We start from the raw sequence: 26439 nt of genomic DNA on the forward strand, positions 1-26439 counted from the left end.
GACTCGGGTGTGGCGACCCCCCGGGCCGTCACACCGGTACCGTGTCGGAGAACGTGCCGGACCGGTCGGGCAACCGCCCCGGTCTCGGCCGGCCGAAGACCGAAGGCCGTGGACCGGTAAGGGAAGGGCTGGAAGTTATGGAAGAGCCGCGTCGCCTCGGCGACCGGTACGAGATCGGCGCGGTCCTCGGCCGTGGTGGCATGGCCGAGGTTTACATGGGCCGTGACATTCGTCTGGGACGCAGTGTGGCGGTCAAGACACTGCGCGCCGATCTCGCCCGTGACCCTACGTTCCAGGCCCGGTTCCGACGCGAGGCGCAATCCGCCGCCTCGCTGAACCACCCGGCGATCGTCGCGGTCTACGACACCGGTGAGGACTACATCGACGGGATCTCGATCCCGTACATCGTGATGGAGTACGTGGACGGCTCGACGCTGCGCGAGCTGTTGCACTCCGGCCGCCGATTGTTGCCGGAACGGGCGCTGGAGATGACGGCCGGCGTGCTCCAGGCCCTGGAGTACAGCCACCGCAACGGCATCATCCACCGCGACATCAAGCCCGCCAACGTCATGCTGACGCGGCAGGGCACGGTCAAGGTGATGGACTTCGGCATCGCCCGGTCCATGGCCGACAACGGCATGACGATGACCCAGACCGCGGCCGTGATCGGCACCGCCCAGTACCTCTCCCCGGAGCAGGCCCGCGGCGAGACCGTGGACGCCCGCACCGACCTGTACTCCACCGGCTGCCTGCTCTACGAACTGCTCACCGAACGGCCGCCGTTCATCGGCGACTCGCCGGTCGCGGTGGCCTATCAGCACGTCCGCGAGGACCCGCTGCCGCCGAGCACGTTCGATCCGGAGGTCTCGCCGACGATCGACTCGATCGTGCTCAAGTCGCTGGCGAAGAACCCGGACAACCGGTACCAGAGCGCCGACGAGATGCGGGCCGACATCGAGCGGGCCCTGCACGGGCTCCCGGTGGGCGCGCCGAGCGTGATGGCCGCGCCGATGGGAGCCGACCCGGCGACGCAGTACCTGCCGCCGACCGCGGGCGGGGCGACCCAGGTCATCCCGGCGCACGGTCGCGGACCGAACACCGGTCAGTACGAACTCGACGACAACGATCGCCGCCGGGACGAGCCCAGGAAGTCCCGGGGCGGCGCCTGGATCCTGCTCGCCCTGGCCTGTGTCGCCGTCCTGATCGCCGCGTTCTTCGTGGGCAAGACCCTGATGGGCGACGGCGAGGACAAGTCGGCGAGCGCGCCGAGCCTGATCGGCAAGAACCTCGAGGAAGCTCGCACGGCGGCGCAGAACGCCGACTTCAAGGTCAACATGAACGACGACCCGAGCAAGTGCCCGACCGGCGCCACCGGGACGAAGGGGAACATCTGCAAGCAGACCCCCGAGGCCGGGGCGAGTGCCAAGAAGGGCGACACGATCCAGGTCTGGGCCTTCGGCGGCCCGAAGAAGGCCACCGTGCCCACCGGCCTCAAGGGCTTGTCCGAGGAAGAGGCCACGGCCAAGCTCAAGGCCGCGAACCTGGTGGGTGTACCGCAGCGCAGCCAGACGCTGACCAACTGCCAGCGCGACACGGTGTGTTCGACCAGCCCCGATGCCGGCCAGGAGCTGAACGAGGGCGACCAGGTCACCCTGAACATCTTCAGCGGCAAGCCCCAGCACGACATGCCGAACGTGGTCGGCGCCTCGTACGAGGACGCCAAGGTCCAGCTCGAGAACCTGCAGCTCAAGGTCACCAAGTCCGACCAGTACAGCGCGGACAAGCCGGTGGGCACCGTGATCAAGCAGAGCCAGACCGCAGGCTCGAAGATCACCGAGGGCAACGGGGTCAACCTGACCGTCTCCAAGGGCCCGCAGCCGGTCAACACCTCGCCACCGCCGACCAACTCGACGGGCTCCCCCGGCGGCAACCCCGGCACCACCCCGCCCCCGTCCGGCGACAACCGCGGTGGCGGCAACCCGATCATGGGCGGCGACCTCCGCGGCGGCCACGGCGGCCTGCCCGACTGACCCGCAGCGCCGAGTCACCCACGCCGACGCCGAAGGCCCCGGAAGCAACCGCTCCCGGGGCCTTCGGCGTTGCCGACCCCATCCGTCGCACCGATCGCCGCGCGTGCCGTCGATCGGGGCCTGACCGGGGGTTTCGGTATTGGTCGGTGCCTCGGTGCACCTGTTATTGTCGAGCCCAACCCGACCGCGGCGCCCCAGGCGTGCGGACAGGTGCACGAACGTCACTCGCAGGACGGAGAGGCCACGCTGATGAAGAAGCTGATCCTGGTGGCTTTGGCTGCTGTAGGTGGCCTGTTGGTCTACCGCCAGATCCAGGCGGATCGGGCCGAGCAGGATCTGTGGACCGAGGCGACGGACGCGGTTCCGGCGGGCACTGCCACTCGCTGAGCAGATCCTGTGGGAGATCCCGCAGAGGCTTGAACCCGCCCGGGGAAACGCGCGTTTCACGTGAAACGTCCGTTTCCTCGGGTGAGGTGTCGTCCACGCCGAACCGGATTACCGGTAATCTGGTGCGGACACCGAGGGGCCTTAGCTCAGCTGGTAGAGCGCTGCCTTTGCAAGGCAGATGTCAGGGGTTCGACTCCCCTAGGCTCCACAACCGTTGGACCGCGACACGACGAAGGGCCCGGCGCACCATCCGGTGCGCCGGGCCCTTCGTCGTGCGGTGCGCCGGTCAGTCGGTCTTCGGCGCCGTCGAACGGAACTCGTCCTCGGCCGGCTTGACCTCGTTGTGCGTCGAACCGGCCGGCCGCCGGATGGTCGCCGTCTCCGGCGGCATGGTCTCCGGCTCGTCGGTCAGCCACTCCGGCTGCGCGTTGTGCCGACGCCACCACGTCAGGGCCACGAAGCCGCCGCCCACGACCACGGTGATCAGCAGCAGGCGCCGGCCGCGGCCGCGGCGTCGCTTCTTTCGGGCGACCTTCTCGATCTCCGCCGCGGTCACCTCGCCCTTGATCACCGAAAGCGCCGCGCCGGCCCGGGACCAGGCCTCGTCGCGGACCGGCTCGGCGGCGACCCGGGCCTGATCGACCGCCTGATACACGCGCGGCACCACGTCGTGGCGGACCCGGTGCCGGGCCACCTCCACGGCGTGCTCGACGCGTGGAGCGGCGTTGTCCTTGGCGTGGACCAGGGCGGGAACCACACGTTCGCGCGTGGTCTCGACCGCCCGATCACGTGCCGCGCCCGCGTAGTGGGCCGCCGCGTCCTTCGCGTTGGCGGCGTGTGGGGCGAGCCGCTCCCTGGTCCTACCGGTCGCCTCACGTACCGGATCCATGCGGGTCACGACATCCTCCTACTCGCCGGGTTCATCCGCTATCTGTTCCCGACGATCCCTGGATCATGCACCGCTCGACGGGCGGGGATCCGTACGGTGGAACGGTGCCCGGGGCCCTGTCGTGGCAGGAGCCGGCCGCGGCATGCGAGGATTTCGAGGATTCAAGAACACCGTCCGTGTAACCGTAGGGAAGGCGCAACAGTGGCCGAGGATCTTTTCGCCACCATCAAGACCAACCACGGGGACATCCGTATCCGCTTGTTCCCGAATCACGCGCCGAAGACGGTCGCGAACTTCGTGGAGCTCTCCCAGGGCCGGCGCGAGTGGGTGCACCCCGGCAAGGGCCAGAAGACCACCGATCGCTTGTACGACGGCACCGTCTTCCACCGCGTCATCTCCGGCTTCATGATCCAGGGCGGTGACCCGCTGGGCACCGGCACCGGCGGCCCGGGCTACCGCTTCGCCGACGAGTTCCACCCGGATCTGCAGTTCTCCAAGCCGTACCTCCTGGCGATGGCGAACGCGGGACCGGGCACCAACGGCTCCCAGTTCTTCGTCACCGTGGGTGCCACGCCGCACCTGAACCGCAAGCACACCATCTTCGGCGAGGTCGCCGACGCGGAGAGCCGCAAGGTCGTCGACGCGATCGCCGGTACCGAGACCGACATGCGCGACCGCCCGACCTCCGATGTCCTGATCAACACCGTCGAGGTCGAGACCGTCACGTCCTGAACCCCGAGCACGCGGGCCGGGGCCTTCGGGTCCCGGCCCGCGTCACGTGTTTGAAGGTGAGCATGAGCCCCGACGAACAACCACCGGCCGCGACCGGACCGGCCGGTCCGCCCGTGTGTTACCGGCATCCCGACCGTGAGTCGAACATTCGCTGCACCCGCTGCGAGCGGCCGGTGTGCGGCGATTGCATGGTGAGCGCGTCGGTCGGTTTCCAGTGCCCGGATTGTGTCCGCCAGGGCACCGGTCGAGTCCGTGAGGCGCGCACCGTGGCCGGCGGCCGGATCTCGTCCACGACCGCGAACGCGGTGGTGACCAAGACCCTGATCGGGCTCAACCTCGCGGTCTTCCTGCTGGTCCTGGTGATCGGCGACAAGTTCGTCGACAAGATGATCCTGGTCGGCCGGTTCTTCGACGGGGGCGAGTGGCAGGGGGTCGCCGAGGGCCAGTGGTACCGCCTGCTCACCGCGGCGTTCCTGCATCAGCAGGTGTGGCACATCGGGTTGAACATGGTCGGCCTGTGGATGCTGGGCCCTCCGCTGGAGGCCGCGCTCGGCCGGACCCGGTTCATCGCCCTCTACCTGGTCTCCGCGCTCGGCGGCACCGCGCTGTCGTATCTGATCGCCGACCCGCGGCAGGGCTCGCTGGGGGCCTCCGGGGCCCTGTTCGGGCTGTTCGGCGCGATGATCGTGCTCGGTCGCCGACTTCGGTACGACCTGCGGCCGCTGACCATCCTGCTCGTGCTCAACCTGATGATCACGTTTCTCAACATGGGCACGATCGACTGGCGTGCGCACATCGGCGGCCTGGTCGCCGGCACCCTGGCCGCGATCGGCCTGGTCTACGCACCGCAGCGAAATCGCACGGCGATCCAGGTGGGCAGCCTGCTCGCGGTGTCCGCGGTGATCGTGGCGATCGTGGCGATCCGGACCGCGCAGATCCTCTGATCGAGCGCCCGGCACGGTCGCGGGGTGGTCACGCGGCGATCACGCAGTGAATCATCCTAATGACCCATGGTGATGAATCCGGGATGCGAGCCGTTACCCGCATCCCGGTCGCTCGTTGGACCGTGAAGGGTTATCCACAGGATCTGCCTGGTTATCCCCACTGTGGATAACTCTGTGGAGTCTTCCCCGGAAAGCTCGCTGAGCTGCGTCGATGCGCTATTTCCACTGGGTGGACACGCCGAAGCCGGCGGCGATGAAGCCGAAGCCGACCACGATGTTCCAGTTCTTCAGGGACTCGACCGGGAAGCGCATGTCGGTCACGTAGAAGACCACGATCCACAGCAGGCCGATCGCGAAGAGAGCCAGCATGAACGGCGCCACCCAGCGGCGCGAGTCCAGCTTTATGGTCGTCTTCTTGGGCGGCGGCGGGGTGAAGTCGTCCTTCTTACGGATCCGGGACTTCGGCACGAGAGTCTCTCCTGTCGATGTAGCCGGACGAGTGGGTGCGCAGCACACGCGACACGATCCGGTGATGTGTCGGTTAGCGTAGTCGCTGTCAGGTCCGGAAGGAGGGTACGGCGACGTGCGTATCTTCGCCATGCGGCCAACCGGAACGTCTTGGCGAGCGATCGTACCCCGGTTGTCCGCTCTTGTGGTGTTCGCCCTGGCCGGACTGCTGTTCTGGATCAGCGCGGACACCTCGCACGGCACCAATCTGCGCAGCGACGCGCAAATGCTTCGGCTGTCCGATGTGATCCGGGACCAGGGTCGGCGCAACGAGAGTGCCCAGCACGATCTGTCCGAGCTGCAAAAGGACGTGGACTCGCTCGTCCAGGAGCAGGCCAACGACCCGCAGGCCCGCGGTCGCATCGACGCGGTCGCGGATCCGGCCGGGGTCACCCCGGTGTCCGGGGAGGGCCTCACGGTGACCCTGACCGACGCCCCGCCGGACGCGAAGTCGCGGGTGCCCGGGGTGCGCGAGCCCACCGCGGACGACCTGGTGGTGCACCAGCAGGACATCCAGGGCGTGGTGAACGCGCTGTGGAGCGGCGGCGCCCGGGCGATCCAGATCATGGACCAGCGAATCGTGGCCACCTCCGCCGTGCGGTGTGTCGGCAACACGCTGATCCTGCACGGCCGGGTCTACTCGCCGCCGTACGTGATTTCGGCGGTGGGCGACACCAATGTCCTGCGACGCGCGTTGGACCAGAGCAAGAGCGTGTCCAACTACACCGACTACGTCGAGGCGTTCGGACTCGGCTGGAAGGTCGAGGACAAGAAGCGCCTGGATGCGCCGGGGTATACGGGGCCCCTTGGCCTGGAGTATGCGAAAGTCTCCGGGACGTGATCGGCAGCGGTGAACCGAGGGGAGTCTGACGACAGTGTTGCGGACCACGATGCGGGGCCTCGGGGAGGTCTTCATCACGCTGGGCGTCGTCATCCTGTTGTTCGTCGTCTATCAGCTCTACTGGACCGGCGTGCTGGCCGATCGGGCGCGGGCCGACGAGATGCACAAGCTGGACGAGGCGCGCAAGCGGATCGTGGCGACCAAGCCCAAGGACGTACCGGTCGCGCAGATGCCGGCGCAGGCTCCGTACCACGACGACGAGCCGTTCGGCACGATGTACGTGCCGCGCTTCGGGAGCAACTGGTACAAGACGATCCGTCCCGGGGTCACGCCCAAGGAGCTGCAGAGGGGCCTGGGCTGGTACAAGGGCAGCGCGCAGGCGGGCGAGGACGGCAACTTCGCGATCGCCGGGCACCGCAAGACCTACGGCGACCCGTTCCTGAACGTGCCCAAGTTGCAGGTGGGCGACAAGATCGTGATCGAGGGCATCTCCGAGTGGTTCGTCTACACGATCGACAAGCCGGTCAGCCTCAGCGGTGACAAGGCGGTCCTGAAGACCATCCCCGAGGACGTGCACGTGCTCGACGCGGTCCCGGAGAAGGCCTACAAGACTCCCGGGAAATACATCACTCTGACCACCTGCGAACCTGAGTTCGGCAGCACGCACCGGTTGATCGTCTGGGGTCACCTGGAGTCGCGTACACCGTTGGCGGCGGGCAAGCCGGCGGCGTTGCAGGGATGAGCGAGTCGAGCCGCGCGGGCGGCGAGCGAGAGAGGGCCTGGGCCTGATGTACGGCTGGATCTGGCGCACTCTGCCGGGTAACGCGTGGGTGAAGCTGTTGATCTCCCTGCTCCTGGTGTTGGCGACCGTGTACGCGCTGTTCACGTGGGTCTTCCCGTGGGCGGAACCCCTGCTCCCGTTCAGCGATGTGACGGTCGATCAGGAGAACGTCACGAGCACCACCGGCCCCGGCGGCGCACCGCGCCCCACCGGTGCGGGCGGGGCGACTTCCCCCGCGGCGTTGCCGGGAGGGCTGCCCGGATGAGCGCGCGCATTCTCGTCGTGGACAACTACGACAGCTTCGTCTTCAACCTCGTGCAGTACCTGTACCAGCTCGGCGCGACCTGCGAGGTGCGCCGCAACGACGCGGTGACCGTCGAAGAGGCCGAGGAGTTCGACGGCGTACTGCTCTCGCCCGGCCCGGGGACACCCGAGGATGCCGGGATCTGCATGGAGATGGTGCGCCGCGAGGGCGGCCGGGTGCCGGTCTTCGGCGTGTGCCTGGGGATGCAGTCCATCGCGGCGGCGCACGGCGCTACCGTTGGCCGGGCACCCGAGCTCCTGCACGGCAAGACCAGCCCTGTGGTGCATGAGGGGGCGGGCGTCTTCGCCGGCCTGCCGTCGCCGTTCACCGCGACGCGCTATCACTCACTCGCGGTGGATCCGGACACGATTCCGGCCGAACTGGAGGTGACCGCATGGACCGGGACCGGCGTGATCATGGGCCTGCGGCACCGCGCCCGACCGGTCGAAGGCGTGCAGTTCCACCCGGAGTCGGTGCTGACGGAGTACGGCCACCTGATGCTGGCGAACTGGCTGGTGAGGTGCGGGGACCCGACGGCGCCGGCCCGGTCGGCGGGTCTGGCTCCCGTCGTCGGGCGCACGCCGCTCCCGGCCTGACCGAGACGCCGATACCCGAGGTCGAGTACGGATCGGCCGAGATCGCCCCGTACGCGCCCGGAGCGTACTCGGGCGAGTTGGTCCAGCCCGGCTTCGCGGAACCGCCCGCAGCGGCCCTCCCCGCCGTTTCCGAGCCGAGTCCCGGTGGTCGCGCGGCGCGCCGGCGGGCCGCGCAGCTCCGGGCGGCCGAGGCCGGGGCGCAGACTCCGGCCCGGGAGCCGTTCACGGGGACACCACCGCTCGGGACGACGCAGCGGTTCTCGCTGCCGCCGGGAACGGTGGCGGGGCCGCCCGCCGTTCGACCGCCGGCGTCCGAGTCCGCGACCGGGCCGGACGCGTGGTTTCGCACCGACACGGAGACGCCGGTCGAGGCACCGGGCGAGCGGGCGTTCGATCCGTCGCTCGCCCCGGCCGTGCGGTCGGGTACGACGACCGGGAGCGCCGGCCCGACCGCGCCTGCGGCCGGTGGGCGGGCGGCCCGGCGCAAGGCGCAGCGCGGGAAGCCCGGGCGCGGCGGCGGCCGACCACCCGCGAGCCCGGCGGTGGCCGAGGGCGCCGGTCGGGCCGCCCGACGTCGGGCGGCCAAGCCGTCCACGGGTGCGCGGATCCTGACCGCGAGCGCCCGCCTGGTCGGCGAACTCGCCATGACGGTGGGCGTGCTGCTGGTCCTGTACGTGGTCTACCTGACCTGGTGGACGAACGTGGTGGCGGCGGAGAAGGCCCGCGACGAGGCGCACGACATACAACAGAGCTGGAACGACCCGACCGGGGTGGACCCGCGCAATCCCGGTCAGTTCGTGGCCCCGAACAAGGGGTTCGCGCTGTTGTACATCCCCAGGATCGGGATGGAGAAGCAGGCGATAGCGGAGGGCACCGATCGGGCCAAGGTGCTCAACAACGGCCTGGTGGGCCACTACACGGACCCGCAGACGGCGATGCCGTGGGATGCCCAGGGCAACTTCGCGGTGGCCGCACACCGCAACGGGCACGGTGAGCCGTTCCGTTACATCAACAAGCTCAAGCCCGGCGACAAGGTGGTCGTGGAGACCGCCACGACGTACTTCACGTACACCATCGACGCCGACCTGCCGCAGACCTCGCCGCAGCACATCGAGGTGATCGACCCGATCCCGGACCGCGGCCCGTACAAGAAGGCCGGCCGCTACATCACCCTCACCACGTGCACCCCCGACGGCGCGTCCACATACCGGCTGATCGTCTGGGGACATCTGGAGGAGGAACGACCCCGGACGCAGGGGAAGCCGGACGCGCTGCTCGCCGCCGCCAAGTGACGGCTCATCACATTCCGGTCTCCGGGGCCTGACCAAACTGCTTGTCTGTGCCAAGCTGTCGACCCATGGGCGTTGTACGCAAGACGATTCGCGTCGGAGCGGAACTCCTCCTGACGCTCGGCCTGATCGGTCTGCTGTTGTGTGTCCACCAGCTCTACTGGACCAACTTCGAGGCCCAGGCCGAGGCCCGGAGCGAAGTGGAGCAACTGCGCAAGGACTGGGCCAAGGCACCGGTGGCGGACGCCGAGCCGCCTGCGGCGCTACCGCCCAGCGACGTCCAGGACGGCCCCACCGACGTGAGCGTCGACGGCGGCCGGGACGGCCAGCGGGTGCCGGGTTCGTACAGCATCCGCGGCGAGACGCTGGCCATCCTGTGGATCCCCCGACTCGGCTCGGACTGGGCGCAACCGATCATCGAGGGATCCAGCCTGGCGTCCCTGTCCAAGGGCGTCGGCCACTACACCTACCCGCCCTACATCGGCCCCGGCGGCCCCGGCAACTTCGGGCTCGCGGGGCACCGCAACGGCCACGGCGAGCCGTTTCGCCACCTGAACCGGCTCAAGGCGGGCGACAAGGTGGTCGTCGAGACCAAGACCCAGTGGTTCACCTACACGATCGTCAAGGGCCCGTTCATCACCAAGCCCTCCAACGGCTCGGTGCTCACCGCGCAGCCGCCGGACCTGGGCGGCCCGGCCGGCCGCCGCCTGATCACCCTGACCACCTGCGATCCGGAGTTCACCTCCCGGAACCGAATGATCTACTGGGGCGAACTCACCACCACCGACCCCAAACAGGGCAACACCAAGCCGGCCGCCCTCCGCAACTGACGGGCGGCTCGGCCCGCATCCCCCACGCCACTCCCGCCCGACCCCGGAAACGCTCAAGGGCCCTTCCCCGAACCACGGGGAAGGGCCCTTGAGCCATGTGCGCGAAGTGGGCCTAACAGGACTTGAACCTGTGGCCTCTTCCTTATCAGGGAAGCGCTCTAACCGTCTGAGCTATAGGCCCGCGTGCGTGCTCAGAGAGCGTACCGCACCGCTTGCCCGCCTCCAAAATCCTTAGTCCTCCTCGGCCAGCGTGACCTCGATGCCGCCCGTGAACGACGCGGTGAGGTTGTAGAGGAACGCTCCGAGCGTGGCCAACGCGGTCACCAGGATCACGTCGACGATGGCCACGACGCCGCTGAAGAAGAGGGTGTTCTTCAGCGACAGGAGGTGTTGGAGGTCGAAGCCGTTGTTGTTCTCCGACTGGGTCGCTTCCTTGACCGTGTCCCCGACCGAGGCGAACACGCCCAGGCCGTCCAGGACCAGCCACAGCACGGTCACCGCGACCAGCAGCACCACGCCCAGTGCCAGGGACAGCAGGAAACCGACCTTCATCACCGACCACGGGTCCACCCGCGCCGCCCGCAACCGGGCCCGGCGGGTGCGCGCGATCGGTCGGGGCTGTGGCTCCGGACCGGTCCGCCCCTGCTGCGCCATGGACTGCCCCACTCGGTGAGCGGTCGACGGGACGCCGCCGGCCGGGGTGCCCCGGGTCGGGCGCGGTGAGGTCATCGTGCCGCCGCCCGTCGGGCGGGCGGCCTTGCTGCCGTTGACCGCGGCCGGCGGCCGCTCCGTACCCTCGCCCGCCGCTGCCGCGGGCGGGAAGGGGGACGTGAACGGAGTGGGCGCGGGACGCGGCGGGCGAGCCGCCGCGTCCCCGGTGGGCCCAGCTCCGTGCACGGGGGGTGGGGCTGCCGGCTTCGGCGGCACCGGCCCCGTGGGGGGCGGTGTCGCAGCGCTGCGGCTCGTGCTGTCAGCGCGCCCGCCGGCCCGACCCCGGTCGGCGCGCTCGCCTCTCCCGCCGGCCGACTTCCGGTCTGTGCTCACGCGTCACCCTTCCTGCCCGCCGGGCGCGACCTCCCCTTCGACGGTGGAGGTCGGCTCGTGCGTGCCATCGGCCGCACCGGCTTCGGCCCCGTCGACCTCTGGGTCGATCTCGGCCTCGGGCTCAGGTTCGGCGTTACGTGCGATGCCGACAACGGCGTCGCCCTTACCCAGGTTGATCAGCTGCACACCCATCGTGTCACGTCCGGTGTGCCGGACACCCGCGGCGCGGGTGCGGATCACTCCACCGCCGAGCGTGATGGCGAGGATTTCATCCGTGTCGTCCACGACGAGTGCCCCGACGAGTGAACCTCGGTCCTCGACGATCTTGGCGGCCTTGATACCGAGGCCCCCACGTCCCTGGACGCGATACTCGTCCACACTGGTTCGCTTTGCGAAGCCCCCATCGGTGGCGGTGAACACGAACGTGCCCGCACGCACCACGTTCATCGACAACAGTTCGTCGCCTTCGCGGAAGCTCATCCCCTTCACCCCGGATGTCGCCCGACCCATCGGCCGCAGCGTCTCGTCCGTGGCGGTGAACCGGATCGACTGCGCCTTGCGGCTCACGAGCAGCAGGTCGTCGTCCGCGGAGACCAGTTCGGCGCCGATCACCTCGTCGTCGTCACCGGCCTCGTCCGAGCGCAGGTTGATCGCGATCACGCCGGCCGCGCGGTTGGTGTCGTACTCCTTGAGCGCGGTCTTCTTCACCAGACCGGCCTTGGTCGCCAACACCAGGTACGGCGCGACCTCGTAGTCGCGCAGGTCGAGCACCTGGGCGATCTTCTCGTCCGGCTGGAACGCGAGCAGGTTCGCCACGTGTTGACCACGCGCGTCGCGACCGGTGTCCGGCAGCTCGTACGCCTTCGCCCGATAGACCCGGCCCTTGTTCGTGAAGAACAGGATCCAGTGGTGCGTGGTGGTCACGAAGAAGTGGTCGACGATGTCGTCCTGCTTCAGTTGCGCGCCGCGCACCCCCTTGCCGCCGCGCTTCTGCGAGCGGTACAGGTCGGTCCGGGTGCGCTTGACGTAGCCGCCGCGCGTGATGGTGATGACGATGTCCTCTTCGGCGATCAGGTCCTCGATGGACATGTCACCGTCGAAGGGCACCAGCGCGCTGCGCCGGTCGTCGCCGAACTTGTCGACGATCGCCGCCAGTTCCTCACTGATGATCTGCCGCTGCCGGTCCGGCGAGGCCAGGATCGCCTGGTAGTCGGTGATCTTCGCCATCAGCTCGTCGTGCTCGGCGGTGATCTTCCGGTGCTCCAGGGCGGCCAGCCGGCGAAGCTGCATCTCCAGGATCGCGTTGGCCTGGATCTCGTCGATCTCCAGGAGCCCGATCAGGCCGGTGCGCGCCTCGTCGACCGTGTTCGAGGCCCGGATCAGCGCGATGACCTCCTCGATCGCGTCCAGGGCCTTGAGCAGACCACGCAGGATGTGGGCGCGCTCCTCGGCCTTGCGCAGCCGGAAGCGGGTCCGCCGGACGATCACCTCGATCTGGTGCTCCACCCAGTTGCGGATGAAGAGGTCGATCGAGAGCGTGCGCGGGACGCCGTCCACCAGCGCGAGCATGTTCGCGCCGAAGGTGTCCTGCAACTGGGTGTGCTTGTACAGGTTGTTCAGCACGACCTTGGCCACCGCGTCGCGCTTGAGCACGATCACCAGGCGCTGGCCGGTACGCGAGGAGGTCTCGTCGCGGACGTCGGCGATGCCGCCGATCTTGCCGTCCTTGACCAGGTCGGCGATCTTCTGCGCGAGGTTGTCCGGGTTGACCTGGTAGGGCAGTTCGGTGACCACCAGGCACTGCCGGTTCTGGATCTCCTCGACCTCGACCACCGCACGCATGGTGATCGAGCCGCGGCCGGTGCGGTACGCGTCCTCGATCCCGCGTCGGCCGACGACGAGCGCACCGCTGGGGAAGTCCGGGCCCTTGATCCGCTCGATCAGGGCGTCCTGGAGTTCCTCCGCCGACACGTCGGGGTTCTGCAGGAACCACTGCGCGCCGGAGGCGACCTCGCGCAGGTTGTGCGGCGGGATGTTGGTCGCCATGCCGACCGCGATGCCCGCGGACCCGTTGACGAGCAGGTTCGGGAAACGGGCCGGCAGGACCGTCGGCTCCTGGTTGCGGCCGTCGTAGTTGTCCTGGAGATCGACGGTGTCCTCGTCGATGTCCCGGAGCATCTCCATGGACAGCCACTTGAGCTTGCACTCGGTGTACCGCATGGCCGCGGCCGGGTCGTTGCCCGGCGAGCCGAAGTTGCCGTTGCTGTCCACCAGCGGCATCCGCATCGACCACGGCTGGGCCAACCGGACCAGCGCGTCGTAGATCGAGGTGTCGCCGTGCGGGTGATAGGTGCCCATCACGTCGCCGACGACGCGGGCGCACTTGTAGAAGCCCTTCTCGGGCCGGTAGCCGCCGTCGTACATCGCGTAGAGCACGCGGCGGTGCACCGGCTTGAGACCGTCGCGCACGTCGGGCAGGGCGCGCGAGACGATCACGCTCATCGCGTAGTCGAGGTAGCTGCGCTGCATCTCGGTTTCGAGCCCGACGGGCTCGATCCGCAGACCGCCGGTGCTGTTCACCGCGTCCGCCGGGTCGCCTTCGGGCGCCGGGGTGTTCTCTTCGGCCATTGCTGGTCAAAGTCCTTTCGAGGTGTGGCGTGGGGCCGACTCGGATGTGGACATCCGCGCTGCGGCGGATCCCCCCGGCGGGTCAGATGTCCAGGAACCTGACGTCCTTGGCGTTTCGCTGGATGAAGGAACGGCGAGCCTCGACGTCCTCACCCATGAGCACCGAGAACAACTCGTCGGCCTGGGCCGCGTCGTCGAGCGTGACCTGGCCCAGGACCCGGTGGTCGATGTCCATGGTGGTCACCCGAAGCTCCTCGGCGTTCATCTCGCCGAGGCCCTTGAAGCGCTGGATCGAGTCGTCCTTCGCGCGCTTGCCGGCCTGCCGGCCGAGTTCGAGCAGCGCGTCGCGCTCGCGGTCGGAGTAGGCGTACTCGAAGTCGTCCCGGCTCCACTTGATCTTGTAGAGCGGCGGACGGGAGAGGTACACGTGCCCGGCCTCGACCAGCGGCCGCATGAAGCGGAACAGGAAGGTCAGCAGCAGCGTGTTGATGTGCTGGCCGTCGACGTCGGCGTCCGCCATCAGGATGATCTTGTGATAGCGGAGCTTCTCGATGTCGAAGTCCTCGTGCACACCGGTGCCGAACGCCGAGATGAGCGCCTGGACCTCGGTGTTCTGCAGGATCTTGTCGATCCTGGCCTTCTCGACGTTCAGGATCTTGCCGCGAATCGGCAGGATCGCCTGGTACATCGGGTCCCGGCCGGACTTGGCCGAGCCACCGGCCGAGTCGCCCTCGACGATGAAGATCTCGCACTTGGACGGGTCGTTGCTCTGGCAGTCGCTCAGCTTGCCCGGCAGCGACGCGGTCTCCAGCAGGCCCTTGCGTCGGGTCAGGTCGCGCGCCTTGCGGGCGGCCATCCGCGCGGTGGCGGCCTGGATCGACTTGCGGATGATGTCCGCGGCCTCACTCGGGTTGCGGTCGAGCCAGTCGGTGAGGTGCTCGTGCACGACCCGCTGCACGAAGGTCTTGGCCTCGGTGTTGCCCAGCTTGTCCTTGGTCTGGCCCTCGAACTGCGGGTCGCCGAGCTTGACCGAGATGATCGCGGTCAGACCCTCGCGGATGTCCTCGCCGGCGAGGTTCTCGTCCTTCTCCTTGAGCAGCTTCTTCTCCCGCGCGTAGCGGTTGATCAGCGCGGTCAGCGCGGATCGGAAGCCCTCTTCGTGGGTGCCGCCGCCGTGCGTGTGGATGGTGTTCGCGAAGCTGTGCACACCCTCGGTGTACTGCGAGTTCCACTGCATCGCGACTTCCACCGAGATGGTCCGGGACTTGTCCTCGGCCTCGATGTCGATCACCGACGGGTGCACCAGCTCGCCCTTGCGCGAGTTGAGGTAGCGCACGAAGTCGGCGATGCCGCCCTCGTAGTGGTACGTGACCGAGAGCTGCTCGCCCTTGTCGTTCACGTGGTCCGGACGCTCGTCGGTGAGCGAGATGGTCAGGCCCTTGTTGAGGAAGGCCATCTCCTGGAAGCGCCGGGAGAGCGTCTCGAACGAGTAGACCGTGGTCTCGAAGATGTCCGCGTCGGCCCAGAAGGTGACCTGGGTGCCCGTCTCGGCGGTCGCCTCGTGCCGCTCCAGCGGCGCGGTCGGCGTGCCCAGCTTGTAGTCCTGCGTCCAGCGGTAGCCGTCGCGGCGGATGTCCACCGCCAGGCGCGAGGACAGCGCGTTGACCACCGAGACGCCGACGCCGTGCAGACCGCCGGAGACCGAGTAGCCGCCGCCGCCGAACTTGCCGCCCGCGTGCAGGATGGTCAGCACGACCTCGACCGCGGGCTTCTTCTCCACCGGGTGCATGTCGACCGGGATGCCACGCCCGTTGTCGACCACCCGCACGCCGCCGTCGGCGAGAATGGTCGCCTCGATGTGTGTCGCGTGCCCTGCGAGCGCCTCGTCGACCGAGTTGTCCACGACCTCGTAGACAAGGTGGTGCAGGCCGCGCTCACCGGTGGAACCGATGTACATGCCCGGGCGCTTCCGGACCGCGTCGAGGCCCTCCAGGACCTGGATGTCACTCGCGCCGTACGACGGCGAGTCGAGCGCGGCAGAGGTTTCCGGCGAGCCGGCCACGTCATTCTCCTTGGGGTTGCCGGAATCGGCCACGAAGCGCCCTTTCTGGCACAGCACGGCTCCCTGCCCGGGAGCAGGATCGGCAGGGTGTGTCGAACGGCAGGCAGCCGGCCCGACACGCCCCCGGGCACGGAGCCGCGGAAGTCGAAACAGGATCCGCATGAGCGGTATTGCTGCTTCAGTCTACCGGTCGGGGCGACACAAAGATGGGTTCCCAAGGGGCCTGGGTTCGCGTGTGGCGCCCTGATGTGCCCTGTCGCATGTCCCCCTACTTGCCCCGGGGTCCCGAATCGCTCTCATGCCTGTCCACGCGGTGCGACCGACCCGGACGGTAACAGCGTGTCAGACCGGTATGACACCGGACACATCGCCCCCGCCGGCGCGACCGAGCGGGCACGTGGGCGTGCGCGGGCGCATTCGGGGGCGCATTCGAGCGGTACCGGTCGTGGCCGAAAATCGCCTACGGCTGTGCGCGCCACTGGCCCCGGCGACGCTCCTGCGCGGGGCCGAGCACCCGGATGAAGGTGACGGTGCCGTCGCCCAGCTCCTGATTGAGGCGGGCGAGCAGTTTCGGCGCGAGCCAGCGCACGTGGGTCGCGTAGTTGTCGGACTCGGCGCGAACCACCAGTTCGCCGTCCTCGAAGCGCTCCGGGCGACAGTTGGCCGCCATTGCCGGGCCGACGATTTCCGGCCAGCGCTGGAGCACGCCGTGCACCGCCGCGGGAGTCTGCCACCCGCGCTCGGTGACCAGGCGTCCCATGATCTGCCGCAACGGCTGCGGGTCGCGGTCGTCGGGCCCCGAACCACTACGTTTCAAGCCACGACGGGCCTGACCCTGGTCCTGCCGAAGATCGTGCCGGGTCCGGGCCTGGGCACGGGCCTGGGTCAGCGCCGCGCGGGCCAGATCGATGCCGCGCGTCGGCTCGGCGGGAGGCTGCTCGGCCCGCCCGGGCCCGCCGGCGGGCCCGATGTGGGACTCGTCACTCATCCTCGACCCTTCGCACCTCGCCCGCGGCGACGTCGTAGCGCGCACCCGCGAGCGCGGGCGGCACATCCTCGGCCACCGCGGCGGTGACCAGCACCTGCTCGCCGTGCGCGACCATCTCGGCCAGCCGCGCGCGACGCGTGACGTCGAGTTCGGCGAACACGTCGTCGAGCACCAGGACCGGCTCGCCGCCGTCCGCGCGCAGCAGTTCGTAGGAGCCCAGCCGCAGCGCCAGTGCGTACGACCAGGACTCGCCGTGGCTGGCGTAGCCCTTGGCGGGCAACGGGCCCAGCCGCAACACGAGATCGTCGCGATGCGGGCCGACCAGCGTCTGACCGCGCTCGACCTCGGCCGCCCGACCGGCGGCGATCGCCGCCGTGAGCACCGCGTGGATGCCGGCCCGGTCGGTGGGCAGCGGATCCTCCGACATCGAACTGCGGTAGTCCAGCACGATCGGTCCACCGCCTGTGGACAACGCGTCGTAGGACTTGTCCACCAGCGGTTGCAGCGCGGCCACCAGATCGAGCCGGGCGAAGGTGAGTTCGGCCCCCGCCGCGGCCAGGTGCTCGTCCCATACGTCCAACGTGCTCAACGCACCGCTGCGCCCACCGCCCGCCCGCCGGGCCAGGGCCGCGGTGCGCAGCAGCGTGTTGCGCTGCTTGAGCACCCGGTCGTAGTCCTGGCGCACGCCGAGCAGGCGCGGGGTGCGCGCGGTCAACAACTCGTCCAGAAACCTGCGGCGTTCGCCCGGATCGCCCTTGACCAGGGCCAGGTCCTCCGGCGCGAACAGCACGGTGCGCAGCAGGCCGAGCAGGTCGCGCGGCCGGGTCGCGGGCGAGCGGTTGATCCGGGCCCGGTTGGCCTTGCCGGGGTTGATCTCCAACTCGGCCAGCGCGCTGCGGCCGTCCTCGCGCACGATGCTGGCCCGTACGTACGCCCGTTCGGCGCCGAGTCGGACCAGGGGCGCGTCCGAGGCGACCCGGTGGCTGCCGAGCGTGGCCAGATAGCCGATCGCCTCGACGAGGTTGGTCTTGCCCTGGCCGTTGGGTCCCACGAATGCGGTCACGCCCGGTTCGAGGGGTACCTCGACCCGGGCGTACGACCGATAGTCGACGAGAGACAGATGCGCTACATGCATGGGCGGGCGGGCCGATTGCTCAGCCCGCGTCGGCCTCCTTCGGCGGCGAGACGTCGGCGCCCGGGGCGTCGGCGCCCTTGTGCGTCGACGCGGCGGTGACCGCGTGCCCACCGAACTGATTGCGCAGCGCGGCGACCATCTTCATCTGCGGCGAGTCGTCCTGACGGGAGGCGAATCGGGCGAACAGCGACGCGGTGATCGCGGGCAGCGGAACGGCGTGGTCGATCGCCGCCTCCACGGTCCAGCGGCCCTCGCCGGAGTCCTCCGCGTAGCCGCGCAGGCCCTCCAGGTGCTCGTCCTCGTCCATCGCGCGCACGGCCAGGTCCAGCAGCCACGAGCGGATGACGGTGCCCTCCTGCCAACTGCGGAACACCTCGCGGACGTCGGTGACCACGTCGGCGGCCTCCAGCAGTTCCCAGCCCTCGGCGTACGCCTGCATGAGCGCGTACTCGATGCCGTTGTGCACCATCTTCGCGAAGTGCCCGGCGCCGACCTTGCCCGCGTGCACGAAACCGGCCGGGCCCTCGGGCTTGAGCGCGTCGAAGATCGGCTGGACCTTCTCGATGTTCGCGGCGTCGCCGCCGCACATCAGCGCATAGCCGTTGTCCCGACCCCAAACGCCGCCGGAGACACCGCAGTCGACGAAGCCGATGTTCTTCGCGGCCAGCGCCTCGGCGTGCTTGATGTCGTCCGTCCAGCGCGAGTTGCCGCCGTCGACGACCACGTCACCGGGGGACAACAGTTCGCCGAGCTCGTCGACCGTGGCCTGGGTCGGTGCACCCGCGGGCACCATCACCCACACCACGCGCGGTGTCGGGAGGGCGTCCACAAGTTCCTTGAGGCTGTGCACATCCGCGATCTCCGCGTTGCGGTCGTAGCCCACCACCGTGTGGCCCGCGCGGCGCAGACGCTCGCGCATGTTGCCACCCATCTTGCCGAGGCCAACGAGTCCGAGCTGCATCCTGAAATCCTTCGTTCGCTGCTGCGATGCCGGGTGGGGCACCGCCGAGGCCGCTGTCCACACCCCTTGTGGGGGCTTTTCACCGCGTCGACGGTACGCGGGTAGCGGTTGCCCGTGCTGCTGCGGGGTCATGCACGGTGGATGAGCCCGAACCCGGGTGCCCATTCGGCCGGATCGACCGCGGCCCGATCGGCCGCGGGTGCGAGCCGATTCGGCCGCGGCCCGGATCAACCGGAGAGGCGCACCGGCATGATCAGGTAGCGGTACTCGTCGGTGGCCTCGGCCTCGACGTCCGGCTTGCCGGTCATCACGGCCGGCTTCGTGGACGTGGTGAAGGAGATCTGGGCGACCGGGGAGCCGATCGCGCTGAGCCCTTCGAGCAGGAACGTCGGGTTGAAGGCGATCGAGATCTCCTCGCCCTCCAGCGTCGCGTCGATCGCCTCGGAGGCCTGCGCCTCGTCGCCGGAACCGGCTTCGAGCACCAGTCGGCCGTCGGAGAAGGACAGCCGCACCGGGGTGTTGCGCTCGGCGACCAGGGACACGCGCTTGACCGCGTCCACGAACGGCGCGGTCTCCACCGTCGCGACGGTCTCCGACTGCTCCGGGAACAGCGCGCGGTACTTGGGGAATTCGCCTTCGAGCAGGCGGGTGGTGGTACGCCGACCGGCACCCTCGAAGCCGATCATGCCCTCGCCGATCTTGTCCCCGGACAGCGCGATCTGCACGCTGTCGCCCTGGGTCAGCGACTTGGCGGTGTCGTTGAGGGTCTTGGCGGGCACCAGTGCCACCGCCGAGGAGAGGCCGTCGGCCTCGGGCTTCCAGTGGAACTGGCGGACCGCGAGCCGGTATCGGTCGGTGGCGGCGAGGGTGACCAGGTCGCCCTCGATCTCGACCCGGACGCCGGTCAGCATCGGCAGCGTGTCGTCGCGGCCGGCCGCGATGGCCACCTGGGCCACGGCGGCGGCGAACACGTCGCCCTCGACGGACCCTGCGGCGGTGGGCATGTCCGGCAGCGCCGGGTAGTCCTCCACCGGGAGGGTGGGCAGGGTGAACCGAGCGCTGCCACAGACCACGGTCACCTTGGCGCCGTCGGTGGACACCTCGACGGGGCGGTTCGGCAGGCTCTTGGAGATGTCGGCGAGCAGTCGCCCGGACACCAGCACCCGGCCCGGCTCGTCGATCTCGGCCTCGACGCCGCCGCGGGCGGAGACCTCGTAGTCGAAGCTGGACAGCGTCAGTCGCTGGTCCGCCGCTTCCAGGAGCAGTCCGGCGAGGACGGGAACCGCCGGCCGCGCCGGGAGACTGCGTGCGGTCCACGCCACCGCATCAGCGAGAACGTCACGCTCGACCCGGAACTTCACCGGTTCACCGCCTCCTGCCGTTACCGGCCGTCTGTCTGTCGTGTGTCTGCCGTTCGTTCGTTCGGCATCGGTGACGGGCCGTCGGGGCCTACCACCGGGACACAGTCTGACGCACCGCGCCGACAGCCCGCGCAGCCCCCGGCAAACCGGCAGTCCACAGATTCGGCCCGACCCGACCGTTTTCCGTGGATCTCTCTTGAACTACGTGTGGTCGTAATAGTAGGGGGTGTGGATACCGTGGATAACCGGTATACGCGCAGGTCAGGGCCGGTTTTTTGTCCACTTCGAGGTGTGGGTGAACCCGTGGATAAACCCCCTGTGTCTGTGGATGCCCGAATTGGCTCCACAGACCGTCCCCAGGCGTACCCGCACTTGTCCCCAGACAATCCCCAGGTCGGGGACCACTTGTCCCCACCCCTGGCGGACGCCACTCGGCTCGGGATTCACCGTAAGGGGTGAAACCGGCCCGACTGTGGACAGATCCGTGGACAACCTGGGGACAAGCCCCGAATTTCGGTGGACGGGACGTGGACAACCAGACAACACGGTGGTGGACGGTGTGCGGCCGAAAAGTTATCCACAGTCTGTGGAGGAATCCATTCCACATCACCACAGGAACCTGACCTGCCGGCTCGCCGGCTTTTTCCCCAGGTTCCCGAAGTCATTGTGGGGAACTTGGGGACCGATGCGTCATCCCCACGGTGTGGATGTCCCGGACGGCGCCGATCGGTGGATAACTCGGCCCCGATTCGGGCGTTGTGACCAAGCTCACACCGCACATGTGAAGGCCGGCGGCCCCAAAGGGGAACGCCGGCCGGTTCTCAGCGGTGTGCGGGTGCCGATTCAGCTCTTGATGCGGTTCGTCAACTCCGTCACCTGGTTGTAGATCGAGCGCCGTTCGGCCATCAACGAACGAATCTTGCGGTCCGCGTGCATCACCGTCGTGTGGTCACGCCCGCCGAACTGGGCGCCGATCTTGGGCAGCGACAGGTCGGTCAGCTCGCGGCACAGATACATCGCGATCTGGCGGGCGGTGACCAGCACCCGGCTGCGCGAGGTGCCGCACAGGTCCTCGACGGACAGACCGAAGTAGGCGGCGGTGTGCGCCATGATCGTGGTCGCGGTGATCTCGGGTCCCGCGCTGTCCGGGATCAGGTCCTTGAGCACGATCTCGGTGAGCTGCAGATCCACCGGCTGCCGGTTCAGACTGGCGAACGCGGTCACCCGGATCAGCGCGCCCTCCAGCTCGCGGATGTTCCGGGAGATCTTGCTGGCGATGTACTCCAGGACGTCCGGCGGCGCGTTGAGCCCCTCCTGGATCGCCTTCTTGCGCAAGATCGCGATCCGGGTCTCCAACTCGGGCGGCTGGACGTCGGTCAACAGCCCCCACTCGAACCGGTTCCGCAGCCGGTCCTCCAGCGTGACGAGCTGCTTGGGCGGCCGGTCGGAGGAGATGACGATCTGCTTGTTCGCGTTGTGCAGCGTATTGAAGGTGTGGAAGAACTCCTCCTGGGTCTGCTCCTTGGTCTCCAGGAACTGGATGTCGTCCACGAGCAGCACATCGACATCTCGATAACGTCGGCGAAAGCCGTCGGCCTTGCCGTCACGGATCGAGTTGATGAATTCGTTGGTGAACTCCTCCGAGCTCACGTAACGCACCCGGGTGCCCGGATACAGGCTCTTCGCGTAATGCCCGATCGCGTGCAACAGGTGGGTCTTGCCCAGCCCCGACTCGCCGTAGATGAACAGCGGGTTGTACGCCTTCGCCGGCGCCTCGGCGACCGCCACCGCGGCCGCGTGCGCGAAGCGGTTGCTGGAGCCGATGACGAACGTCTCGAACAGGTACTTGGGATTCAGCCGGGCGGCCGGCTCGTGTTCCACCACACCGTGCTCGCGCCCGGTGCCCGGCCGGGCCAGCCGCAGCGGTCGCCCGCCGGGCACGTCGACCGGCGGCACGGGCGGGGACTGGTGCGGCGGCGGGACCTGCTGTGGAGCCTGCGGGGCACCCGAAGACTGGTCCCTGTCGCCGGATTGATGTGTCGAATTATCCACAAAGCTGTGGACGGACGGTGTGGAAAAGCCGGGCGGCCCGAACAGATCCTCGCGATCGGCGAAGAGGGTCCCGTCGGAAGGCGGGATTCCCGGGTGATCGGATACGCCGTTCGCATTTCCCCCGTAGCCATATTGGTCACGAGCGTCCCGCGGATCGCGCGGATCACGAGCGTCCCGGGACTCGCGCGGTTCCCGGGGATCACGCAGATCGCGCTGCTCACGGGCATCACGCGCGTCCCGTGGATCACGGGGGTCCCTGGCGTCGCGCGGGTCGCGCGGGTCGCGCGGGTCGCGCTGATCCCGATACGGTCCGGGCGCGTAGCGGTCGTGCGGGTAGTCCTGCTGATACTGCGGCTCGGCGTACGGATCGCGGTCCTGGCGGTACGGCTGCTGGCCGTACGGCTCCTGCGGATAGCCGTCGCGGCCGTACCGGTCGCCGCCATAGGAGGAGCGACCGTAGGGGCCGGGGTTGTACTCGTCGTGCCGGGGTGCACGCTCGTGCCGTTCGGGTTCCGGCTCGCCCGCACCGGGCTCGACACTGACCGCGAACCGGATCGGCCGCCCGAAACCGTGGCTCAGCGCGTCCGTCACCACCTGGCGAAGCCGAGTCTCCAGGACTTCCTTGGCAAACTCGTTCGGCACCGCGAGCAGTGCGGTGTCGGAGAAGAGGGTCAGCGGCTGGGTGCGCTGGAGCCATCCCTTGTCCTTGGCCGTGACCGAGTCGTCGGTGGCCAGTCGTTCCAGGAACCGTGCCCAGACTGCGGCGAGGTCGCTGGTGATGTCAGCCACAGTGCACGCTCTTTCATTGCATCGACGCAGGTCTCGGGAGGGCTCCCAGTGTCCCGGACCCCGGGCGCGAGCGCTCCGGTCCGACCCACCTGTTCACGGTAGTGGCGCCCACCGGCCTGCTCAACCCGTTGTCCACAGGCTGTGTACAGCCTGCCCGAGACTGCGTTTTCGCAGGTGGGCGACGTGCCCCGGATCCCCCATTTGACCCCGTCGCCTGTTGGTACGTACCGTGGGCCGGTCTAGTTGTCTGACGACCGCTGCCGCATGTCCGAGATCATGTCGATGCGGACGTACGGTGGTGGCCGGCGGTCTTTTCTGCCGGCCCACGATTCAAATCCTGGAGCCCCCGAGTGAGCAAGCGCACCTTCCAGCCGAACAACCGTCGCCGGGCGAAGACCCACGGGTTCCGGCTGCGCATGCGCACCCGTGCCGGTCGCGCCATCCTTGCTGCCCGCCGCCGCAAGGGCCGCGCGGAGCTTTCCGCCTGAGTTCGCGGATCTCTCCGTGCTGCCTGCCGATAACCGGCTGAGGCGGCGCGAGGACTTCGCGATCGCGGTTCGCCGCGGGCGTCGAGCCGGCCGTCCGAATCTGGTCGTCCACCTGCATCGACAGGAGACGAGCGGGTCCGTGACGTCCGAACGCGCCCCGGCGACCGCGCAGCCGTCCGAGCCGGACACCCTGCGCCAATCCGTGGCAGAGGACCCGCACGCGGTGGTGGAGCACGCTCCACCACCGCGTGCGGGTTTCGTCGTGAGCAAGGCTGTCGGCCCCGCAGTTGTCCGTAACGTCGTCAAGCGTCGGCTTCGCCACCTCATACACGATCGGATGGCCCTGCTTCCGGCAGGTAGCCTGGTCGTGGTACGGGCATTGCCACCCGCGGCCAAGGCGGAGCACTCCGACCTGGCCCGGGATCTGGACGCAGCGTTCGACCGGCTTCTGGGCCGGGCCGGGCGCCCTGTCGCGGTCCGCCCGCAACGGCCCGCGGCCAAGCCGGGAGCGACGGCGTGAAGTACCTGTTCATGGGGTTCATTCGGGTCTATCAGTGGACGATCAGCCCGATGCTGGGGCCGGTGTGTCGCTTCTACCCGTCGTGCTCGCATTATGGGTATGAGGCGATGTCCGTTCATGGCGCGTTCAAGGGCACCTACCTCACCGTGTGGCGCATCCTGCGCTGCAACCCCTGGAACTCTGGCGGTGTCGATCCTGTGCCGCCGCGCACACGCCGACCGTGGCGACTCCCCGAGCGGAAGTCGCGCTCGGAGTCGGAGCCGCACGAGCGGCAGCAGACGTCCAGCACCGGCCGTACCGAGCCCGCGCCCGGTGCGAACACCACCGCCCGAGGAGCTTGACCGTGGGGATTCTTGACCCCCTATACACCGCTGTCTCCTGGATCATCGTTCAGTTCCACTCGTTGTTCAGCCCGATCTTCGGCAAGGACAGCGGTTGGTCCTGGGGCTTGTCCATCGTCTGCCTCGTGGTCGTCATCCGGATCTGCCTGATCCCGCTCTTCGTGAAGCAGATCAAGGCGACCCGTGGACTGCAAGCACTGCAGCCGCGGATCAAGGAGGTCCAGAAGCGGTACAAGGACGACCGTGAGCGTCAGTCCCAGGAAATGATGAAGCTCTACAAGGAGACGGGTACCAACCCGCTCTCGAGCTGTCTTCCGATCCTGGTCCAGTCGCCGTTCTTCTTCGCCCTGTTCCACGTGCTGCAGCGGGTCTCGCAGAACCGCACGGTCGGCGTGATCGACCGCGACCTGGTGAACAGCGCCCAGCAGGCGCACATCTTCGGCGCCCCCATCGCCGCCAAGTTCACCGACTCGGCGGCGAAGATCGCCAGCCTCGGCGCCGACCTGACCACCGTGCGGATCGTCACCATCGTGATGATCGTGCTGATGTCCGGGTCGCAGTTCTTCACGCAGCGCCAGTTGATGACGAAGAACACCGACCCTGCTTCGCTCGTGGGCAACCCGTTCGCGAAGCAGCAGAAGCTGATGATGTACGCGTTCCCGATCATGTTCGCGGTCTTCGGCATCAACTTCCCGGTCGGCGTGCTGGTCTACTGGCTCACCACCAACGTGTGGACGATGGGTCAGCAGCTCTTCGTGATCAACCGCAACCCCACCCCCGGCAGCCCGGCGTACAAGGTGCGGCAGGAGAAGTTGTCGGAGAAGGCGCGCAAGCAGGGCAAGGTGCTGCTTCCCGACGGGAAGCTGATGGACCAGGCCGAGTACGACGCCCAGCAGGCCGAGATCAAGGCCCAGGCCGCCCGGCGCCAGCAGCCGACCAGGCTCACCAAGTCGCAGCGCAAGGCCCGGGCCCGAGAGGACGCGGACACCGCCGTCGGCGAGGACGCGGAGACCGCGGAGAGCGGTACGGCGGCGAGCAACGGCACCTCCGGCACCGCGCGCTCGAACGGCTCGGTGAAGGGCTCGACCGCGCGGACGCCGCACTCCGGTGCGCGTAACGCCGGCCCGCGCAAGCAGACCCAGAGCCGGAAGCACCCGAGGAAGAAGTGACCGCCCTCGACGGGCCGGCCGCCCCCTCCATCGACTCGCTCACTCGTCCACAAAGGAGTTCCCCTGTGACGGAAGGCACGACCCCCGCCGTCGACTCACCCGCCGCCTCGCGTCGGATCACGCTCACCGCGGAGGAGATCAGCCGGCTGGAGCAGGAGGGTGAGATCGCCGCGGACTACCTGGAGGCCCTGCTCGACATCGCCGACCTCGACGGCGACATCGACATGGACGTCGAAGGCGGGCGCGCGTCGGTCTCGGTGATCGCCGGCGACGAGAGCGCGTCCTCCGGCGCCGACCTCAAGCGGCTCGTCGGTCGCGACGGCGAGGTCCTGGAAGCCCTCCAGGAGCTGACCCGGCTGGCCGTGCACCGCGAGACCGGTGAGCGCAGCCGGCTGATGCTCGACGTGGACGGCTTCCGTGCCGCCAAGCGGGCGAACCTGGCGGAGATCGCGACCGAGGCGGTGGAAGAGGTCAAGGCGGCGGGTACGTCCCTCAAGCTGAAGCCGATGACCCCGTTCGAGCGCAAGGTCGTGCACGACACCGTCGCGGAGGCCGGACTGCGCAGCGAGTCGGAGGGCGAGGAGCCCAATCGCTGCGTCGTCGTCCTGCCCGCCTGATCGGATCCCCGGATCCGTTTCCGCAAACCGTCGCGCCGGCCCCACCCGTCACGGGTGGGCCGCGCCGAGCGCGCTCGCCCCCGCGGCGGCCGGGACGGACACGGTGACGCCGGCCGGGGTGGTGCCGCTGATCTTGTATTCGAGTTCCAGGATG

At 68.8% G+C, this 26439-nt stretch carries 24 protein-coding genes, 2 tRNA genes and 1 pseudogene; 16 read left to right on the forward strand and 11 right to left on the reverse strand.

The genetic code is table 11. From position 1 onward, the window contains the following. Positions 1-137: 137 nt before the first annotated feature. From pknB to ABZ374_RS16210, 3 genes are all read left to right on the forward strand, one after another. Positions 138-2030 carry a Stk1 family PASTA domain-containing Ser/Thr kinase gene (gene pknB / locus ABZ374_RS16200; protein WP_360311299.1) on the forward strand — a complete coding sequence of 631 codons (1893 nt, stop codon included), beginning with the start codon at positions 138-140 and terminating at the stop codon, positions 2028-2030. Between the two features lie 249 nt (positions 2031-2279). Beyond that, the gene (locus ABZ374_RS16205) at positions 2280-2417 is read left to right on the forward strand and encodes a DLW-39 family protein (RefSeq protein WP_020557117.1); all 138 of its coding nucleotides are present in this window, start codon (positions 2280-2282) and stop codon (positions 2415-2417) included. 135 nt (positions 2418-2552) lie between these two features. Then, positions 2553-2625 (forward strand) — tRNA-Ala (locus ABZ374_RS16210). Between the two features lie 78 nt (positions 2626-2703). Here the strand turns inward: ABZ374_RS16210 and ABZ374_RS16215 are convergent. Then, positions 2704-3306 carry a DUF5324 family protein gene (locus ABZ374_RS16215; protein WP_360311349.1) on the reverse strand — a complete coding sequence of 201 codons (603 nt, stop codon included), beginning with the start codon at positions 3304-3306 and terminating at the stop codon, positions 2704-2706. A gap of 201 nt (positions 3307-3507) precedes the next feature. Between ABZ374_RS16215 and ABZ374_RS16220 the strand changes: the two genes are divergently transcribed. Next, entirely contained in the window at positions 3508-4038 is a 531-nt protein-coding gene (locus tag ABZ374_RS16220; protein ID WP_360311301.1) for a peptidylprolyl isomerase, read from the forward strand. A 62-nt stretch (positions 4039-4100) separates the two neighbouring features. Then, the gene (locus ABZ374_RS16225; RefSeq protein ID WP_360311303.1) at positions 4101-4982 is read left to right on the forward strand and encodes a rhomboid family intramembrane serine protease; all 882 of its coding nucleotides are present in this window, start codon (positions 4101-4103) and stop codon (positions 4980-4982) included. Positions 4983-5198: 216 nt separating this feature from the next. On the opposite strand, the gene crgA is transcribed toward ABZ374_RS16225, so the two are convergent. Beyond that, entirely contained in the window at positions 5199-5450 is a 252-nt protein-coding gene (gene crgA, locus ABZ374_RS16230; RefSeq protein WP_020557121.1) for a cell division protein CrgA, read from the reverse strand. Positions 5451-5580: 130 nt separating this feature from the next. Here crgA and ABZ374_RS16235 point away from each other — a divergent pair, with 130 nt between their 5' ends. The 6 genes from ABZ374_RS16235 to ABZ374_RS16260 all read left to right on the forward strand — a co-directional run bounded on the left by ABZ374_RS16235 (position 5581) and on the right by ABZ374_RS16260 (position 10130). Then, positions 5581-6330, forward strand: coding sequence for a DUF881 domain-containing protein (locus ABZ374_RS16235; RefSeq protein WP_360311351.1), 750 nt, complete (start codon positions 5581-5583; stop codon positions 6328-6330). A gap of 34 nt (positions 6331-6364) precedes the next feature. Further along, a complete protein-coding gene (locus ABZ374_RS16240) occupies positions 6365-7072 on the forward strand; it encodes a class E sortase (protein ID WP_360311306.1) in 708 nt (235 codons plus the stop codon). 46 nt (positions 7073-7118) lie between these two features. Next, positions 7119-7376 carry a hypothetical protein gene (locus tag ABZ374_RS16245; RefSeq protein WP_360311308.1) on the forward strand — a complete coding sequence of 86 codons (258 nt, stop codon included), beginning with the start codon at positions 7119-7121 and terminating at the stop codon, positions 7374-7376. Continuing rightward, positions 7373-8011, forward strand: coding sequence for an aminodeoxychorismate/anthranilate synthase component II (locus ABZ374_RS16250; protein ID WP_360311310.1), 639 nt, complete (start codon positions 7373-7375; stop codon positions 8009-8011). Before ABZ374_RS16245 ends, ABZ374_RS16250 begins: the two co-directional genes overlap by 4 nt. Then, entirely contained in the window at positions 7936-9303 is a 1368-nt protein-coding gene (locus tag ABZ374_RS16255; RefSeq protein WP_360311312.1) for a class E sortase, read from the forward strand. Before ABZ374_RS16250 ends, ABZ374_RS16255 begins: the two co-directional genes overlap by 76 nt. A 65-nt stretch (positions 9304-9368) precedes the next feature. Next, positions 9369-10130 carry a class E sortase gene (locus ABZ374_RS16260; RefSeq protein ID WP_360311314.1) on the forward strand — a complete coding sequence of 254 codons (762 nt, stop codon included), beginning with the start codon at positions 9369-9371 and terminating at the stop codon, positions 10128-10130. 107 nt (positions 10131-10237) lie between these two features. On the opposite strand, the gene ABZ374_RS16265 is transcribed toward ABZ374_RS16260, so the two are convergent. The 9 genes and pseudogenes from ABZ374_RS16265 to dnaA form a co-directional block, all read right to left on the reverse strand. Further along, positions 10238-10311, reverse strand: a tRNA-Ile gene (locus ABZ374_RS16265). A 50-nt stretch (positions 10312-10361) separates the two neighbouring features. Next, a pseudogene (locus tag ABZ374_RS16270) lies at positions 10362-10733 on the reverse strand (DUF3566 domain-containing protein); the annotation flags it as partial. Positions 10734-11177: 444 nt separating this feature from the next. After that, positions 11178-13802, reverse strand: a complete 2625-nt coding sequence (gyrA, locus tag ABZ374_RS16275; protein WP_360311316.1) for a DNA gyrase subunit A — start codon at positions 13800-13802, stop codon at positions 11178-11180. A gap of 82 nt (positions 13803-13884) precedes the next feature. Beyond that, a complete protein-coding gene (gene gyrB / locus ABZ374_RS16280) occupies positions 13885-15921 on the reverse strand; it encodes a DNA topoisomerase (ATP-hydrolyzing) subunit B (protein ID WP_360311318.1) in 2037 nt (678 codons plus the stop codon). Positions 15922-16324: 403 nt separating this feature from the next. Further along, complete coding sequence (locus ABZ374_RS16285) at positions 16325-16852, reverse strand: DciA family protein (protein WP_360311320.1); 528 nt, start codon at positions 16850-16852, stop codon at positions 16325-16327. Next, positions 16845-17987 carry a DNA replication/repair protein RecF gene (recF, locus tag ABZ374_RS16290; RefSeq protein WP_360311322.1) on the reverse strand — a complete coding sequence of 381 codons (1143 nt, stop codon included), beginning with the start codon at positions 17985-17987 and terminating at the stop codon, positions 16845-16847. Before recF ends, ABZ374_RS16285 begins: the two co-directional genes overlap by 8 nt. 19 nt (positions 17988-18006) lie before the next feature. Further along, a complete protein-coding gene (gnd, locus tag ABZ374_RS16295) occupies positions 18007-18948 on the reverse strand; it encodes a phosphogluconate dehydrogenase (NAD(+)-dependent, decarboxylating) (RefSeq protein ID WP_360311324.1) in 942 nt (313 codons plus the stop codon). 227 nt (positions 18949-19175) lie between these two features. Further along, positions 19176-20309 carry a DNA polymerase III subunit beta gene (gene dnaN, locus ABZ374_RS16300; RefSeq protein WP_360311326.1) on the reverse strand — a complete coding sequence of 378 codons (1134 nt, stop codon included), beginning with the start codon at positions 20307-20309 and terminating at the stop codon, positions 19176-19178. Between the two features lie 843 nt (positions 20310-21152). Next, the gene (gene dnaA / locus ABZ374_RS16305; RefSeq protein WP_360311328.1) at positions 21153-23150 is read right to left on the reverse strand and encodes a chromosomal replication initiator protein DnaA; all 1998 of its coding nucleotides are present in this window, start codon (positions 23148-23150) and stop codon (positions 21153-21155) included. Between the two features lie 350 nt (positions 23151-23500). On the opposite strand from dnaA, the gene rpmH reads away from it, so the two are divergent. The 5 genes from rpmH to ABZ374_RS16330 all read left to right on the forward strand — a co-directional run bounded on the left by rpmH (position 23501) and on the right by ABZ374_RS16330 (position 26285). Further along, complete coding sequence (gene rpmH / locus ABZ374_RS16310) at positions 23501-23638, forward strand: 50S ribosomal protein L34 (RefSeq protein ID WP_010849920.1); 138 nt, start codon at positions 23501-23503, stop codon at positions 23636-23638. Between the two features lie 16 nt (positions 23639-23654). Continuing rightward, on the forward strand, positions 23655-24158 hold the full coding sequence (rnpA, locus tag ABZ374_RS16315) for a ribonuclease P protein component (protein WP_360311331.1): 504 nt from the start codon (positions 23655-23657) through the stop codon (positions 24156-24158). Then, a complete protein-coding gene (gene yidD, locus ABZ374_RS16320) occupies positions 24155-24499 on the forward strand; it encodes a membrane protein insertion efficiency factor YidD (protein ID WP_020557146.1) in 345 nt (114 codons plus the stop codon). The genes rnpA and yidD overlap by 4 nt, the downstream gene beginning before the upstream one ends. A 2-nt stretch (positions 24500-24501) precedes the next feature. Beyond that, entirely contained in the window at positions 24502-25668 is a 1167-nt protein-coding gene (yidC, locus tag ABZ374_RS16325) for a membrane protein insertase YidC (RefSeq protein WP_360311333.1), read from the forward strand. A 116-nt stretch (positions 25669-25784) separates the two neighbouring features. Next, positions 25785-26285 carry a R3H domain-containing nucleic acid-binding protein gene (locus ABZ374_RS16330; protein ID WP_360311353.1) on the forward strand — a complete coding sequence of 167 codons (501 nt, stop codon included), beginning with the start codon at positions 25785-25787 and terminating at the stop codon, positions 26283-26285. Positions 26286-26439 lie beyond the last annotated feature (154 nt).

This window comes from Embleya sp. NPDC005971 (assembly GCF_040629175.1).
In the GTDB taxonomy this organism is placed as follows: Bacteria; Actinomycetota; Actinomycetes; order Streptomycetales; family Streptomycetaceae; genus Embleya.